22 protein-coding genes are annotated in these 14,387 nt (G+C 43.8%); 10 read left to right on the forward strand and 12 right to left on the reverse strand.

The genetic code is table 11. The annotated features are described in order from the left end of the window. Positions 1-62: 62 nt before the first annotated feature. The 8 genes from NST20_RS13130 to NST20_RS13165 form a co-directional block, all read right to left on the reverse strand. Positions 63-284 (reverse strand): hypothetical protein, encoded by a 222-nt coding sequence (locus tag NST20_RS13130; RefSeq protein ID WP_342399610.1) that lies wholly within the window; start codon positions 282-284, stop codon positions 63-65. Then, positions 281-541, reverse strand: coding sequence for a hypothetical protein (locus NST20_RS13135; RefSeq protein WP_265115048.1), 261 nt, complete (start codon positions 539-541; stop codon positions 281-283). The genes NST20_RS13130 and NST20_RS13135 overlap by 4 nt, the downstream gene beginning before the upstream one ends. Positions 542-709: 168 nt before the next feature. After that, the gene (locus tag NST20_RS13140; RefSeq protein ID WP_342399611.1) at positions 710-853 is read right to left on the reverse strand and encodes a hypothetical protein; all 144 of its coding nucleotides are present in this window, start codon (positions 851-853) and stop codon (positions 710-712) included. A 78-nt stretch (positions 854-931) separates the two neighbouring features. Beyond that, positions 932-1,195 carry a hypothetical protein gene (locus NST20_RS13145; RefSeq protein ID WP_342399612.1) on the reverse strand — a complete coding sequence of 88 codons (264 nt, stop codon included), beginning with the start codon at positions 1,193-1,195 and terminating at the stop codon, positions 932-934. After that, positions 1,192-1,716: an XRE family transcriptional regulator gene (locus NST20_RS13150; RefSeq protein WP_342399613.1), complete on the reverse strand. Its 525-nt coding sequence runs from the start codon at positions 1,714-1,716 to the stop codon at positions 1,192-1,194. The genes NST20_RS13145 and NST20_RS13150 overlap by 4 nt, the downstream gene beginning before the upstream one ends. Positions 1,717-1,781: 65 nt before the next feature. Next, entirely contained in the window at positions 1,782-2,084 is a 303-nt protein-coding gene (locus tag NST20_RS13155; RefSeq protein ID WP_342399614.1) for a DNA-binding protein, read from the reverse strand. Further along, complete coding sequence (locus NST20_RS13160; RefSeq protein ID WP_342399615.1) at positions 2,084-2,782, reverse strand: Rha family transcriptional regulator; 699 nt, start codon at positions 2,780-2,782, stop codon at positions 2,084-2,086. Before NST20_RS13160 ends, NST20_RS13155 begins: the two co-directional genes overlap by 1 nt. Beyond that, positions 2,782-3,009, reverse strand: coding sequence for a helix-turn-helix transcriptional regulator (locus tag NST20_RS13165; protein ID WP_061574395.1), 228 nt, complete (start codon positions 3,007-3,009; stop codon positions 2,782-2,784). Before NST20_RS13165 ends, NST20_RS13160 begins: the two co-directional genes overlap by 1 nt. Before the next feature lie 162 nt (positions 3,010-3,171). Here NST20_RS13165 and NST20_RS13170 point away from each other — a divergent pair, with 162 nt between their 5' ends. The 6 genes from NST20_RS13170 (at position 3,172) to NST20_RS13195 (ending at position 6,826) form a co-directional block, all read left to right on the forward strand. Beyond that, positions 3,172-3,597, forward strand: a complete 426-nt coding sequence (locus tag NST20_RS13170; RefSeq protein WP_342400429.1) for a helix-turn-helix domain-containing protein — start codon at positions 3,172-3,174, stop codon at positions 3,595-3,597. A 12-nt stretch (positions 3,598-3,609) separates the two neighbouring features. Then, entirely contained in the window at positions 3,610-4,026 is a 417-nt protein-coding gene (locus NST20_RS13175) for an ImmA/IrrE family metallo-endopeptidase (RefSeq protein WP_342399616.1), read from the forward strand. A 103-nt stretch (positions 4,027-4,129) separates the two neighbouring features. Beyond that, entirely contained in the window at positions 4,130-4,885 is a 756-nt protein-coding gene (locus tag NST20_RS13180; protein WP_342399617.1) for a hypothetical protein, read from the forward strand. 214 nt (positions 4,886-5,099) lie between these two features. After that, positions 5,100-5,366 carry an excalibur calcium-binding domain-containing protein gene (locus NST20_RS13185; protein ID WP_342399618.1) on the forward strand — a complete coding sequence of 89 codons (267 nt, stop codon included), beginning with the start codon at positions 5,100-5,102 and terminating at the stop codon, positions 5,364-5,366. Between the two features lie 88 nt (positions 5,367-5,454). Then, entirely contained in the window at positions 5,455-5,595 is a 141-nt protein-coding gene (locus tag NST20_RS13190; RefSeq protein WP_328196970.1) for a hypothetical protein, read from the forward strand. Between the two features lie 73 nt (positions 5,596-5,668). Further along, positions 5,669-6,826, forward strand: a complete 1,158-nt coding sequence (locus tag NST20_RS13195) for a tyrosine-type recombinase/integrase (protein WP_342399619.1) — start codon at positions 5,669-5,671, stop codon at positions 6,824-6,826. A gap of 306 nt (positions 6,827-7,132) precedes the next feature. On the opposite strand, the gene NST20_RS13200 is transcribed toward NST20_RS13195, so the two are convergent. Then, on the reverse strand, positions 7,133-8,668 hold the full coding sequence (locus NST20_RS13200) for a response regulator transcription factor (protein ID WP_342399620.1): 1,536 nt from the start codon (positions 8,666-8,668) through the stop codon (positions 7,133-7,135). 288 nt (positions 8,669-8,956) lie between these two features. Between NST20_RS13200 and NST20_RS13205 the strand changes: the two genes are divergently transcribed. Genes NST20_RS13205 through NST20_RS13215 form a run of 3 tightly spaced genes read left to right on the forward strand, consistent with a single transcriptional unit; the run spans position 8,957 to position 10,924 of the window. Next, positions 8,957-9,559, forward strand: coding sequence for a DUF6230 family protein (locus tag NST20_RS13205; protein WP_029142364.1), 603 nt, complete (start codon positions 8,957-8,959; stop codon positions 9,557-9,559). Positions 9,560-9,583: 24 nt separating this feature from the next. Further along, on the forward strand, positions 9,584-10,006 hold the full coding sequence (locus tag NST20_RS13210; RefSeq protein WP_342399621.1) for a DUF6114 domain-containing protein: 423 nt from the start codon (positions 9,584-9,586) through the stop codon (positions 10,004-10,006). 27 nt (positions 10,007-10,033) lie between these two features. After that, positions 10,034-10,924 carry a hypothetical protein gene (locus NST20_RS13215; RefSeq protein WP_342399622.1) on the forward strand — a complete coding sequence of 297 codons (891 nt, stop codon included), beginning with the start codon at positions 10,034-10,036 and terminating at the stop codon, positions 10,922-10,924. A gap of 22 nt (positions 10,925-10,946) precedes the next feature. Here NST20_RS13215 and NST20_RS13220 read toward each other — a convergent pair whose 3' ends face one another. Next, complete coding sequence (locus tag NST20_RS13220; RefSeq protein WP_328013379.1) at positions 10,947-11,861, reverse strand: DUF1002 domain-containing protein; 915 nt, start codon at positions 11,859-11,861, stop codon at positions 10,947-10,949. Continuing rightward, complete coding sequence (locus NST20_RS13225; protein ID WP_265114816.1) at positions 11,773-12,087, reverse strand: hypothetical protein; 315 nt, start codon at positions 12,085-12,087, stop codon at positions 11,773-11,775. The genes NST20_RS13220 and NST20_RS13225 overlap by 89 nt, the downstream gene beginning before the upstream one ends. Before the next feature lie 109 nt (positions 12,088-12,196). Between NST20_RS13225 and NST20_RS13230 the strand changes: the two genes are divergently transcribed. Further along, positions 12,197-13,048, forward strand: coding sequence for a MurR/RpiR family transcriptional regulator (locus NST20_RS13230; RefSeq protein WP_342399623.1), 852 nt, complete (start codon positions 12,197-12,199; stop codon positions 13,046-13,048). A 155-nt stretch (positions 13,049-13,203) separates the two neighbouring features. Here NST20_RS13230 and NST20_RS13235 read toward each other — a convergent pair whose 3' ends face one another. Next, the gene (locus NST20_RS13235) at positions 13,204-14,349 is read right to left on the reverse strand and encodes a metallophosphoesterase (protein WP_342399624.1); all 1,146 of its coding nucleotides are present in this window, start codon (positions 14,347-14,349) and stop codon (positions 13,204-13,206) included. Positions 14,350-14,387 lie beyond the last annotated feature (38 nt).

Raw genomic sequence — 14,387 nt, forward strand, 5'->3', positions numbered from 1 at the left:
CAGTACAATAAGATTAAAAGTAATGTTCGTAACTACCCAACTCCCTCGGCAAAGGGAGTTTTTTATTGTGCTGTGAAAAATCGGGCCTGCAGTACTTCGTCAACGTATCGATCCCAATTTTCTTGTAAAATAATTTCTCCATCGACCTCAACGACATCATCACCGACCAGGATCTCATCACCGAAATAGTCATAGCCCCAATGTTCCATCTGGCTGACCACATTCGGGTAGCCTGTACGAATTGCCCGTGTAATTTCAGGGTGTTCCAGCCCATAATTGATCATGAGATAAACTCCTTTCTGATTTCATTTCGCGAATCCAGGTATGCGAGAACGCCTTCTTTTTTCAAATCCAGACATACTGGATTTGAAGAATATTCACCATTAAATTCTTCTTCTGCGATAAACCCTTTTTGGAAAATAGGCTTATACTTGTTCCCAATTCTGATTACGACAGAAGTCACATCCCCATTTCTGTCATCGAAGCTGATTTCAGCAATAGGGAAAAGCTGTCCTTTAAACTGAAGAAATGGCTGTTTCATCCTACTCCCTCCCTTCCGATGGATAATGTCCATCATCATGGCCAGGATCCGGATGGGGAAACGAGGGGGATAGTTTGGATCCTGACCATGATGACAGGCACTAGGCCTATCATTTTCTGTGTGGTATAATAGAGGTAATTCCAACATTGCAGTGAATTAAGTGCCAGCTTAGTTCGCTGCTTTTTCTTTTTTGGCGATCTTTATAAGAGCCTTGTCGATTGCCTTAAAATAAATATCTTTAAAAGCCCAATCAATTTGGATGAATTCTTCCAAGCTTTCCAAGATGATTTCTGCTTTTTGTCTATTCGTCATCTCCAAGCCACCACCCTAATAGAATTCTGCCTGCCAGTAGTGCTGGTAAATATAACGCCATAAACACCAACTCGCCCATTACCGCATCACTACCTTTTCAACATCAATCCCTCGGTCTATCAAGGCCGTTATGATTGCATCCATCTCAGCCTTCTGCTTCTTCCTCTGCTTTAATCGATACAGGACATTTAAGCTGCGTTTAAAATCTTCCATTCGTTTTTCCGCAATTTCGAGGTTATCAGTCACAAGTGCTTGCTCAGCTTTTGCTAAGCACGTATAGCAGCATTTGTAGTGCTCGATAGCCGTGTCTAGGTCGTCCGGAAGAAAATCCGTGTTATTCATTTCACCCACCCTTTCGCTTTTAAAGTGGCTTGCCTTGATCGTTTTTCTTTTATCAGGCTGACGTGGTATTCTTTGGCCAGAATCATTTTGAAGTTTGCAATGGCAATCTCAGCGTCATCTAGTTCCCAGATCAACTGCTTGATCTGTTCAATGTCGTTTTTGTCAGCCTGGCTCGGAGACTTCAAAAGATTGATCTCTTTCAACTTTTGAAAAGCTTCCTTTGCCTCGTTCGCTAAAAACTCTTTGAACGCCAACCGATGTTGCTCGATTGCATTTCCATCCAATACCGGCGAGGTCAGCCCGTCGCTGAATTCGTAAAGAACCTGCATTTGGAAAATTGGATTGTCGTACATCTTAAGCGACTCCCGTGCCACTTCTTGATGCATCGTTCTTCTGTTGTTTTTATAGTGGCTTATCATTCCCGGGGACACATTCAAATCAAAAGCAAGCTGTTCCTGGTTAAGCTCCTCCTGTTCCTGTAGTGTTTTGATCGCATCCCCTACATAAGCCTTCTCTTTCACCTTTTCTCCCCCGTTCTGTATTCAGTTGTGGATTTTTAAATACTTGTAAATCTATTAAGCTTAAGTCAGATGGCCTGATTGAAATATTTTGAGTTATCCTCAAGCCATCGCGTGTTTTTCTCGATCCACTTAAACAGCAAGTGGGTCGGGATCAAGACACCTGCTTCACGAAAAACTGGGAAATCAGGACGGTTGAGCAGCTCTGAAGCTTTCGTGTCTTTAATCCGGAGAAGTTCCATGAATTCTTTCTTGGTTAGCATTGGCGGAAGCTCGTTTTTTCGGATCACATCAGCCATCGCCTTATCAATTTCCTGGCGAAGGATCTCACGGAACTGCTCGTCAGCAAAATCGACATTGATTTGAATCATTATCCGACCCTCCTTGGAATCCAGTTTTCAACATAATTGATGGCAGACTGGAGTTCTTTGCGTTTGACGTCTTTGTAACTAGCAACTGCAAAACGGTCTTTGATTTCCCGGTAGATTTCGCGGAACAGTTTAGATCGTGCGGCCGGATCACTCTCAAGCTCGTACACTTTAGAGGCGATCGCTTTTTGCAAACGGCGCTGTTCGCCGTGGTCCAGGGTAATCTGTTCTTCGACTTTTTGCTCGATTTCGTAAATTTTTTGGCCATGTTGTGTAATGACTTTTTGCATTTCGTCCTGACGTTCTGCAGTTTCAACTGTTAATTTCATTGATTGTATGAGTGCCGTGCGGTCATCTAGGACATGGACCCTTGATTTTTCCAATTGTTCTCGCATACGCTTGAACTCTTGAATAAACATGACTTTCATCTTCATGGCTTCTGGTGTGATATAAGCCATAACGACGAGCGTGAAGGCATCCTCAGTTAAATTGAATTTTCGATACTCCCGGCCGCGTTCGTTGGTGTAAGTTGACTCCTCAAAGTTGTGGAGTGAAAATTCTTGTTCACCTGCTTCCTGGAGCTTGGTTATTTGATTTTCAATATCCCGTAATACAATGTCATGACGTTTTTCAAAGACTTCAGCAACAGTCAAGCTGTCAGTTACCGGTTGATTGTTATGAAGAAAAACCAGTTTTCCCATTAACAGACCTCCTTCTTTGTTTGAGAATCTTGTACCTTTTTGCCGAATAAATAATCGACATCTCTGTCAAGAATCTCAGATATTTTTAACGCCATTTTTAAAGGTGGGTTAGAATATCCAGTTTCCCAATTGCTAACGGCTTGCTTGCTGCATCCAAGCTTCTCAGCTAATTCGCTTTGGCTTAGATTCTTCTGATGGCGGGCCTTAGCAAGATGATCATTTCTCAAATTGTTTCACCCCCTTTGTATGAGTTCCTTGAACTCTATGTCTTTATTATAGTACAAGATTCTTGTATGTCAATAGAAAAATATGATTTTCTTGTACTTTTATTTAAATATCCCGTTTTTGCTGTACAATAAACTTGTACATAAATGGAAGTGGTGATTAAGGTGCTAGCGAAACGGCTCCGTCAGGCGCGAAAAAATAAAAAGCTTACCCAAGAACAACTTGCCCACCTGGTTAAGACAACCAAGGGAACCATAAGCAACTATGAAAATGAATACAGTACACCATCTAATGAAATGCTTAAAGATCTTGCAAAAGCATTAGACGTTACCACTGATTATTTATTAGGTCGGTCTAGTGATCTCCCGAAACTGACAGAAAAAGACGAAAAAGACATTGCAAAAAAAATGGAAAGCATCCTGGAAGAAATGGACTCCGACACGGCGCTTGCATTTGACGGCGAACCAATGGACGAGGAAACAAGAGAACTTGTGCGAGCCGCGATCGAAAGCAATCTACGCCTTGCAAAACAAATTGCAAAGAAAAAATTCACTCCTAAAAAATACCGGGACCAAGATGATGGGCAATAGGGGTGAATTCCTGTGGATTGGATTAAGAATGCAATACATAAAGAGGTAAAAAAACATAAATCAAACGATCCATTCAAAATTGCTTCGAGTAAAAACATCCTGATCAGATACCTTCCATTGGGAAGCACACTCGGCTTTTACGAAAAGGTTTATCGACAAAAGATCATTACACTAAACCATGATTTAAATGACTATCTGATGAGATATGTATGCGCTCACGAATTAGGCCATGCTGTTCTCCATGCAGACGCGAACACCCCTTTTCTGAGAAAAAACACGCTTTTTTCAACGGATAGAATTGAGTGTGAGGCCAATTTTTTTGCAACGCAATTATTGCTCTATGATAAGGTTTTAGAAGATTACGAAACTAAGTTCGATGCACTCCGAGAAAATGGCATTCCTTATGAAATGGAAAGGTTTGTCAACTGAATACTATTTTTTTACCGATGCATAGGTACTTTTGCCTGTGAATTTTAGTCTATGGTGTTAACTCACTTTGAGTTTACATAAAAATAAAAAATGGGGGATACTTATGGTACTTTTTTGGAATTTTCTTCAGTTCGTTTCCTTCGTTGCATTGATTATCGGTCTATTTTATTTGTTGTCTAAAAAGAGAAGAGCTGATCCTGATAAAAAGAAAAGAGGTACTTACTTTACAATTGGTGGTTTAGTAGCAATGATCGTTTTTGGCATGATCGGATCGAATTATAGCAAAAGCCAGGCTCAAACAGCTAAAGTTAATGGTGTCAAGGTTAGTTATAATCAGTTAAAACAAAAGGTATCAGATCTTAAGAGTGAGAAAAGTGATTTGGCAAGTCAGATAAGTGAAAAACAATCCAAACTTGACGATTTGAAAGCTCAAAATAAAGATGTACTGAGCGCAGTTAAAAATAAGAATGAACTTAATCAGCAAATCAAAGATGAGCAAGATAAGTTGGCCGATATAAAAAGTGACATTAGTAACGCTAATGATGAGTTAAAATCGGTAAATTCTAAAATCAGCTCAGCAAAAAACGAATTAGCCAGCGTGAAGGGTGAGGTTACAGCTGCTAAAGGAGCTCCAAAAACATTAAATGCCGGCCATTACACAGTCGGTAAAGATATACCCGCAAGCCGATATAAAGCTGTTCCTGTTGGAAGTGGAAGTAATTTTATTGTCTATGATAGTGGTGACCCGGTTGTTAATACAATTCTTGGTTCAAATGGACAATCTTCATATGTATTTGAAGCTACAGAAGGCGAAGAAATACAAACAGAAGCAACAGTAAAATTGATCCCGATAAAATGATAATCAAAACGACTTGAAAAGAGATTGATAATGGACTAAAGCTGGACCTTATCCTTAATCTGGCCAAAAAGTTTTTGGACAAGTTGTCAGAGCAATTCATGATCGGCAGGAAGAAATATGACATCAAAAATTACGATATGCCAATTAAATTCTAAGAAAATTTCCCAAAAGACCTTTTCTTAGAACATACCAGTGAACTTGGAGGAGAATTGTAGTGAGAAAAATCATTTCAGTTGCAGTTGCTTTCGGCCTAATTTTCGGGTTATCCTTTGCAAAGTCTCAGGATGCAGATGCTGCATCCGTAAAGCACTACGCCAACTGTAAAGCTTTAAATAAGGTTTACAAAGGCGGCGTTGCCAAGAATTCCAAGGTAAAAAACAAGGGCGGAAAAACACATTATAAGCCGTATGTATCAACTGCTTTGTACAATGCACACCATAAACTTGACCGCGATAAAGATGGAATTGCATGTGAAAGATAAGGAAGGGCCCCTCGGGGCTTTTTCTTAGATCATCAAACAGAACTTATATTCTAAGAACAAGCATTCTAATAATTAAGGAGCGATTTACATGGACAAGAACTATCAAGAAAAACAGGAACAAAAGACTGTACCGATTCCCGTATTATCCAAAATACACATCGTTAACGGCCGGATGATCGCCCTAGTGGAGGGTGTGATCGACACGCCTATTGAATGGGTGAAAGACTAAAAGTAATTGTATTATTCAACCCCTACCAAACTACAAACTTATACACCTATGATTAGGCAAGGAGGTATGTACCATGAGAGAACCGAAAATATACGAAACTGCTGGTGGATATGGATTTAGGTTAGATATAGGAACGGATCCAGTAACCGGAAAAAGACTTCAGCGCCGCTTCGGCCCGTATAAAAAAAAGACAGAGGCACGCCGGGCATTAAGCCAAAAACAGTATGAAATTTCGTCAGGGCGCTATGTTGACTCCCAAGATATTAAACTCGGTGATTTTTTAAAACGCTGGTTGGATCACAAAAGCAAGAATGTATCCAGTGGAACAATGGCTAACTACCGCCCATTCGTAATGAATCATCTAATCCCCAACTTAGGAAATATTAAAATGGACCAATTAAAGCCTGGGCAAATACAGGAGCTTTATGACGAATATGTCGAGGAAGAAACCCTGTCTAATCAATCCATTGTCCATATGCACAGGATTTTGAACAACGCTTATAAAAAAGCCATTGAATGGGAGATCGTTACTAAAAATCCTTGCGTGGCCGTAAAACCTCCAAAGCCCGAGAAGCATAGGTTACAGGTTTGGGATGAAACGGAAGTACAATTTTTCTTGGATATGGCCAAAGAAGACAGATTTTACATAGCGTACCTTCTCGCCCTGTCTACCGGGATGCGTAAAGGAGAAATACTCGGCTTGCGGTGGCAGGATATTGATTTTACCAATCAAATTCTTTCTGTAAACCAGGCAGTAACAAGAAAAAAAGGAGGCGGACACGAGATTGGCCCGCTAAAAACCGAAAAGAGTTACCGTAATATTTCTCTGTTTGATTATGTTGTAACTGAGTTAAAAAAATACCGGCATGAACAAATGAAATTCAAGATGGAAAATAGAAAAACATACAAAGACCAAGACCTTGTGCTTGCGAGTTCCACAGGCTCTTTCATCTTGCCGAGAAATTTAGACCGAAATTGGCTGGATCTGATCGAGAAATCAGCCTTAAAACCAATCCGTTTTCATGATATGCGCCATACACATGCGACCATCCTGCTTAAGCAGGGAGTACACCCAAAAGTCGTTCAGGAGAGATTAGGACACTCCTCAATTACGGTTACACTTGATACTTATTCGCACGTTTTGCCAAACATCCAAAAGGCAGCAGCTGAAAAATTTGGAGAACAGATTTTCGGAAATAAGCCGGATAGTAAACATGATATCCTTGGTTAATCCCGTCACGAATTTGGCACGAAAAAAATAAAAGGATATAAATTTTTGTGAATATTTTTCAGCTGTACATTTTGTAAAATGCTTTTAAAATCACGATTGCGAATGGGTGTGAATATACCTGAATGCTTCCAAACGGTTTCCTAAACCGTGCGTCGGAGGTTCGAGTCCTCTCGGGGCCGCTAAAAGAAGCGCCCGCAAGCCTTTAATAATAAGGGGTTGCGGGCGTTTTGCATTTTTTTCGTGCAAAATGAGTGCATCATTACTTTTCCCTTAAAAAAGTGCGGAGCGGAGGAAAATGAACAAAATTCAATGAATCAGTCCGAGCCGCATTGCTTTTACGGCGGCTTCCGTCCGGTTTCTGGCGTGAAGACGTTTCATCAGGCTTGAGACATAATCCCGGACCGTATACTCGCTCAAATGCAGCATTTCCGCTGCTTCCGTCGTCGAGGCCCCGTCCGCCAAGAGCTGCAGAATATGGATTTCCCGGGCGGACAACTGGACAAGTTCCGGCTGCTTTTCGTCCCACTGGTTCGCTTTTAAAAACTTGGCCAGCAGTTCACCTGCGCTCTGGCCGAACTTCAACAGCGCTGTAAATGTGCTGCTGTCCACTTCAAAAAACTTTCCAGGCCCCTGGTCCAAAATGGCACCGCCAATTAACACCCCTTCTGACGGCACATAAATCGGGGCGACCACGACCGATTCCAGCTCAAACTCCTTCACATACTGCATCGGAAACTCTTCTGAAGCTTTTGGGATATACAGCGGCTGGAAATGCTGTACCATATTCACCTGCTGCCCCTTTCCTAGCAATATTTTAGAAATGGACGGAAAACGGTCGATCGTCTCCTTTATATTCCGAATTGCCGTATTGTTAAAATGGTAGCCGAACAGGCCGAATCCCGCCGCATCGCTCTGCGAATAACGGAACAGGGCACAGCGCTCGAACGGCAAATATTGTGCGTAACCGAAAGCGATGTTTTGGATCGCTTCATTTAAATCCTGGGAGCGCATAATCCATTCGTTAAACAAAATGACTGCGTCTTTCCACTGGTCGCCCGCATATACTTTTCCGTTCCGTTCCTCCTCCATCTGCAACAAATGCATCGCATATGTCAAAAACGGGATGGTGGCCGAAACATCCTGGTCGCTCATACAAAAAATCAACGTCTCATTTTTCCACGGCACCGGAAACACATCCCGCCTTTCATCCGGTTTCCGCCGCGGCGTCCGCTTCAGCAGCGCTTCCGACAGCCAGAACCATGAAGGATCCACCCGTTCAAAAAGCCCGCTGTCAATCGCGTCCTCCTCCATCCCGATCACTTTCTTCAGCCGGTATCCCCCGTCCACATGGCTGACCCTTGCAATCCACTCAATCCGGAGCTGTTCGGATTTGGTGAGCTGCTCACAAAATGAATCCATATGAAAAGTTTCCTGTTTGGAAATGAGCAGCATTTCTTCACAAATTTTTGAAAACAGGTACTGGACGGAAGGATGCAAGTGAAAAGACCGGGTCGTGCTTTCTTTTATGGCTTTATGAACAGAGTTTTCAATTAGGGTTAAAATAAAAATGAGAACATGCGGTTCCGGCGGGCGGCGGAATTCCTTCACCCATTGCGACCGGATATCGTCAATCAGCGTTTCAACCGATTGCTGGCCGGAACGGAAAAAGGCGACAAAACAATTGAAAGCGAATTCAAAAGCATCCGCGCTGCCTTTATGTGTTTCTCTCAAATACTGCAAAATTTCCGTGCATTCCGCAATAATTTGCGGCTGGTGCGACCGCAAAAGATCTACCCCGTGTTTCATGACCATGTTCATATGCGCATTTAATGACAGCGACACCTTTCTCCCTCCTTCGTCTAAACCCCCTTGCCAGTCTTTTTTCCTATAATATTATCATAATCGGGCCGGGTTTTCGCGTTAAAAATCAAACCGGTTTTCCGATACGATATTTGTAGGCCATAAGCCGTTGAATTCCCTACAATAATAGGAATATATTTTTTTGTCTAAAATGAATAAAATAAAGAAAAATGTAAGCGATACCATTCGGAGAGGAGGAACTTTTCCCACCAAAACATTTTGCATGCCATCTTTTTTAAATGATCAAGTATTAAAGGGGAGGATTGTTACATGAACGAAGGGGCATTAGTCTTACAAGGGAGAACTTCAAAAAAATGGTTTTTTACCGCTCTGCTTTCAGGCCTTATTTTTCTGGGGGGACTTTTAGCGGTACTCGGCATTAACGGGGTTGCCGTTGCAGCAACTGTCGGCGGCATCGGCAAATTCAATGTTTCATTCAAGGAAATGCAAGGTACCGGGTTTAAATTATACGGGAGTTTATATGGGGACCCTTCCAAAGGGCAGGACCATGTCAAGCCGGTCTTTGTCAATGAAATTGATAAAGTGACGATTCAAGACTTGGTTATTAAAAAAGATGTTAAGATTCCGGTTCTCGGCGATTACCAGGTAAGAATTACGGCAGGCGACGGAAGCACACCTGTACACCTTGACGGGGTAATTCAAAAAGCTGCGCTTGTCCAGGGGGATGCAGTCTTCACCAATATGAATATTTCAGAAAATTATGTCACTGCCGATGACCCTCAAGCTGCTTCAAAGGCATTTACACAAGGGGCAGATACTTTAACGATCAAAGACGGCAGCCTGGATACACATTATCTTTTCCAAAAAGTCGCAAATCTGCCGAACCTCAAAGTGCAGTTTGTCAAAAAATAGGCTTTTCCTCAAGGAGTGATCATAATGGGCAAGTTCCATATGTTTCGCATGAATTTTAGAAACTGGAGAAGAAGCCGGCCATTCTGGGGGGCAACGTTTACGTTGCTCTCCGGGATGATCATTTTATATGTGCCGGTCCAACTTCTTGAAATTGCAGCCGCGCCCGGTAGCATGGTGTCGATCGGCCTTATTTTCGGCGGCTTGATTTTTCTGATCGGCGGAATGGGTTATTTTTTCCCGAAGTTTAATATGGTGTTCGGCATTTTGGCCATTTTCCTGTCTGTCCTTTCCATCATGGGGGCGATGGGCGGATTTTTCATTGGAACCCTGCTCGGTATCATCGGCGGGTCTTTATCTGTTTCATGGCGGGTGATCAGGCAGGAGGAAGTGCCGGCTGGTGTTGGCCCGATGGAAGAAATTGCCGCAGGGAGCGCAGATGAAAGATAAAGACTATATACAGAAATGGTGAGACAAGTGAAGAAAACAAAATCTTTCCTATTGACAGCCGCATTTATTGCATTTAATTTTTGCTTTTTTACAAACATTTCAGTGGCTGAATCCCCCGCAACAGACGGCTTCATCATTGAAGCAGACCGCGTGGAAGGCGTGATGCTTCCGCCCGGGATTACAGCAGGCAATACAGCAACAAAACAAAATCAGGTCATGCTCCGCCTGCAGTATGCGGATGTTACCATTTACGGCCTGAAAATCACAAAAGTGCTGCAAACGCCCGAGGGACCGGTGACGATCCATATGAATGCACCCGGCCCGATCCAATTGAAAAATATGAAGGACGATGCTACAAAGGTGGACTTTGGCAGCATTTACGTCCCGGAAAAAGCCGGACAAATCGGCATGAAAAACGTCCGCCTTGTTGCCCATCAACAGCTTGCCGACAATGCGGATCTGCCGGGCCTTGACCTTTCGATGGAAACCGGCGCAGCCAATATTGACACTTCCGGTTCCGATGAAGAAACGTTGCGAAAACAGGCCGATCAGCTGACACAACTGCTTAAGGGCGGGACTTCTGATCAAAACAAGGAAGAAAAAAACGGCAAGCCTGTTACGGCTGATAAAGCAAAGGCTGGCACGCAGGATAAAGCGAAAACAGAAACACAGGGTACAGAAAAACATCACGATGCGAAAACGGATGGCAAGGTTACGGATCAAAATAAAAATAAAAAACCAGAAAACGCGGATGATACAAAAACAAAGAATGCTGAGGGAACAGAATCGGACAACACTGGCACAAAACCTGCTTCCGGCCAGGAGACGGAAAAGAATGGCACCCCTGCAAAGACTGCTCCCAGCCAGAGCACAGATAAAAATGTTCAACAAAAAGAAGGCAGCAACGCCGGAAATTAGGGGCGCACTGCCTTCTTTGCCATTATTGGAATAATCCCCGGATCGCGTCAAAGATGTTTTGGAAAAAGTCTTTTACGCTTTGCCAAAAATCTTTGTCTCCGGCTGCTTTATTGATCTTATCGCTCAGTTTGTCCGACAAGGAACTCAACTCGCTTTTGACCGAGTCAAAATTGATGTTAAGCTTGCGCATCTGGTCAAATAAATCATACAGCAGCTGGCGGTCGGAATCGCTCAAATTGATGTTTAAATCTTTTAATTTATCATCGACGATTTTTTCAATATCTTCTTTTGTGGCCGGATGCTGGTCCGCAATTTCCTGCTTAATTTCCGTAAGAAGCTGGGTCACTTTTTCATTGCTTAACCCTTCCTTTTTCGCCAGATCCGTTGCGACACTCAGTTCCTGGCTGGCGACTTCCGTCCGGTCTGAATCAAGTTTATCCCCGGATTTACTTGAATCGTCGTAAGCTTTATAAATACCGACAAGCGCTGAATGGCCGGTTACTTTGAGCGGAGAAGCCACTTCCACTTCCGCATTTTTAATCCCGGCAGTGAGCAGCGCATTTTTATACATATCCGCTGTCACTTCTGTAATATTCTCCGGTGTGACAATATTCACCTGGACACCGCCGGAATCCGTTCTTGTAATTTTTGCGGATGAGTACATATTCGAATTGCGGTTGCCGTCAGGAATGTAATGGACAAGATCATCACCGGTTACGGTAATCTCTTCCACATTGTTTGCATCGTCCACGCCAAGTTCCTTTTCCACCTCTGCTTTTTGCGAGGCAGAAAGGGCCGCACCGGTTACAACGATCGGTTTCCCGTATTTTTCATCGATCACTGTACTATTATCGCCAGATGCTTTTGCCACCCCGTTCATGCTGAATCCAAGCGCAATCATAGCGATGAACCAAATCAAGCCCAATCTTTTTAGCATTCTTTTTACGCCTCCTTTTTTGAAATGTTGCGGGCTTGCCGCCTGCCATTTCAAAAGATGCCTGCAAATCAGCCCATCGTGATGCATCATTTTTATTATACACGATTGCACCGTCCGTTTTCCCTAAAAATATGATGAGAAAACCCGGGCCTGGTGCGGGGGGATGCAACTGGATTGATTTTTCAGCGGCAGCAAAAGTATCGCCGGTTGCCCCGTTTGCTGGCAAGAGCGAAGAAAACTTGACCCATTCCTTTTATGGCAGCGGTTTCAAAAAAGGAAGATTTTATACTAAAATAAAAACAGAAGGTACGACACAACAAGAAAGGTGTTTGAAGATGGGCACACAATTGCAGTCATTCCCGTGTCTTCATAGAATTCAAACGATGTACAGCGAATTTAGCGCAAAAGAACGGAAAATTGCAGACTACATCCTTGAGAACCCGCAGCGTTTGGTCCACAGCACGATCAACCAGGTGGCGGATCAGTTGCTTGTTGCCGATGCGACGGTCTTCCGGTTTTGCAAGCGCATCGGTTTCAGCGGATTTCAGGCGTTGAAGATTGCGCTCGCTGCGGAAGCCGCCCGCCCCTGGAAAAATATGGACGAAGCAGTGAAAGATACCGACAATGAAAAAGCAGTTGCCATAAAAGTGTTTGAATCCAATATCGAGACCTTGCGTGATACGATCCATACATTGAACCAAAAACATTTGCATGAGGCCGTTGAATGGATTTGCCGTGCGAAGCATATTGTGTTTTACGGCTGCGGAAGTGCGTCCGTTATTGCCCTTGACGCCCTCGAAAAATTTTTGCAGATGGATTTGGCTGTCACGGCTTATACAGACCCCCATCTGCAGCTGTTGAGCGCGGCAAGATGCACCAAAGAAGATGTGGCGGTTTTCATTTCTCACGCGGGCGCGGACAAAGAAGTATTGAAGTTGCTCCAGGCCGTTCAGAAAACCGGGGCGAAAACGATCGCGATCACGCAATTTGCAAAATCGCCGCTAAGCCAGAAAGCCGATGTCCCTTTATTTACAGTTTCACAAGAAGCAGATTTCCGCTTTTCTTCCTTTTCCGCGCGGATCGTACAGCTTAGCCTCATCGACACCCTGTATGTCAATGTCATGCTGAGATATAAAGATACGAACGAAGAAATTTTACAAAAAGGAAAAGAAACGTACACCGTATGACAGCGCCCCGTTTCCCGGCAAACGGAGCCTGCACGCCCGTTATAATTTTCGCCGCAAATTGTAGAACGCCACGGCTGGAACCCGGTGATGTTAAAATTTGCCCCCTTTTTCCTTCACTTAAATACCCATGCCGCAACAATGGCAGCATGGGCAAATTAGTTTCGGCTATATAAAGTAAACTTGGATCCCAGTACGTTTTTTTGCAGTTCGGCGGTCATCCGGACAATATCCGGATCCGGCTTGACAATGGATTTTGCCTGCTGATTGTGGGTGGCATATACCGGTTTCGCCTCGGATTGCGCCTCCGTCATTTCCCACTTCTCTCCCTTTTTTTCCAAAGTGAGACTGATCACACCGAGATGGCTCCCCCACTTGCCGGGCATCACCGCAGGCACGCCATTGATCGTCCCTTTCCGGATATCGACACCGGGAACGCCTGCAAAAAATTTGCTCGGGAACACCCTGTGCTGATGCCCGAACAGAATGGCATCAATCCCTTTTACCTCGCTTAATAAATATACGGCATCCCCTGTATAAAACGGTTGTTTTGCAGCCGGATCCACACCGCAATGGGCGAGCGCAATGATCAGGTCGGCTCCTTCCGCCTTCATTCTCGGGACAAACCAGGCAGCCGTATGCAGGATGTCCTTTGCTTTGACTTTGCCGCCAAGGCTCGGTTTTTCCCATTCAATGACAGAAGGCGTGACAAACCCGATGACCCCGATTTTCAAATGATGAGAATGCCCGTGCCGGTCTTCCACTTTTTTATTCAAAATCACATAGGGTTTAAAAAAATTTTGGTCATCTGTATCATTTTTTTCGAAATTATAGTATATATTGGCATTCACAAACGGAAACTTTGCTCCGCTGATCGTCTGTTTCAAAAAATCAAGCCCGTAATGAAAATCATGATTGCCCACGGTCGCCGCATCGTAATTTAAATGGTTCATCACACGAATAAACGGGTGAATTTCCCCCTTTTTTAACGGGCGCCGGGCAACATAAGCAGCCATTTCATTCCCTTCGAGCAAGTCCCCGTCATCAAACAGCATCGTATTTTTTGCCGCTTTCCTCTCCGCCGCAATGAGTGAAGCCGTGAGGGCAAGCCCGTAAGTCTCCGCCTCAGTGCGCGCGGCATAATCGTAATTCAGCATATAGCCGTGCAAATCCGATGTCTCCAGCAAACGCAAATCGACAGTGGCCCGTTTCGGCTGAAACCAAAAAGCCGCATCCGCATGTTCCGTCCGGGGAAAAAGAGCGAGGGACAGTACCGCTGCCCACAGCAGCATTTTTTTGCCCATCTTTATCCCTCCAAAAATCAATACATGCTGTGAATAGT

The sequence above is a fragment of the Weizmannia sp. FSL W8-0676 genome, from assembly GCF_038593015.1.
Lineage (GTDB): Bacteria > Bacillota > Bacilli > Bacillales > Bacillaceae_C > Weizmannia > Weizmannia coagulans.

Excerpts from the sequence above, each read along its gene's own strand:
- NST20_RS13130 (WP_342399610.1), bottom strand. The coding sequence starts at position 284 with ATGATCAATTATGGGCTGGAACACCCTGAAATTACACGGGCAATTCGT.
- NST20_RS13135 (WP_265115048.1), bottom strand. The coding sequence starts at position 541 with ATGAAACAGCCATTTCTTCAGTTTAAAGGACAGCTTTTCCCTATTGCT.
- NST20_RS13140 (WP_342399611.1), bottom strand. The coding sequence starts at position 853 with ATGACGAATAGACAAAAAGCAGAAATCATCTTGGAAAGCTTGGAAGAA.
- NST20_RS13145 (WP_342399612.1), bottom strand. The coding sequence starts at position 1,195 with ATGAATAACACGGATTTTCTTCCGGACGACCTAGACACGGCTATCGAG.
- NST20_RS13155 (WP_342399614.1), bottom strand. The coding sequence starts at position 2,084 with ATGATTCAAATCAATGTCGATTTTGCTGACGAGCAGTTCCGTGAGATC.
- NST20_RS13160 (WP_342399615.1), bottom strand. The coding sequence starts at position 2,782 with ATGGGAAAACTGGTTTTTCTTCATAACAATCAACCGGTAACTGACAGC.
- NST20_RS13180 (WP_342399617.1), top strand. The coding sequence starts at position 4,130 with ATGGTACTTTTTTGGAATTTTCTTCAGTTCGTTTCCTTCGTTGCATTG.
- NST20_RS13190 (WP_328196970.1), top strand. The coding sequence starts at position 5,455 with ATGGACAAGAACTATCAAGAAAAACAGGAACAAAAGACTGTACCGATT.
- NST20_RS13195 (WP_342399619.1), top strand. The coding sequence starts at position 5,669 with ATGAGAGAACCGAAAATATACGAAACTGCTGGTGGATATGGATTTAGG.
- NST20_RS13205 (WP_029142364.1), top strand. The coding sequence starts at position 8,957 with ATGAACGAAGGGGCATTAGTCTTACAAGGGAGAACTTCAAAAAAATGG.
- NST20_RS13210 (WP_342399621.1), top strand. The coding sequence starts at position 9,584 with ATGGGCAAGTTCCATATGTTTCGCATGAATTTTAGAAACTGGAGAAGA.
- NST20_RS13220 (WP_328013379.1), bottom strand. The coding sequence starts at position 11,861 with ATGCTAAAAAGATTGGGCTTGATTTGGTTCATCGCTATGATTGCGCTT.
- NST20_RS13230 (WP_342399623.1), top strand. The coding sequence starts at position 12,197 with ATGGGCACACAATTGCAGTCATTCCCGTGTCTTCATAGAATTCAAACG.
- NST20_RS13235 (WP_342399624.1), bottom strand. The coding sequence starts at position 14,349 with ATGGGCAAAAAAATGCTGCTGTGGGCAGCGGTACTGTCCCTCGCTCTT.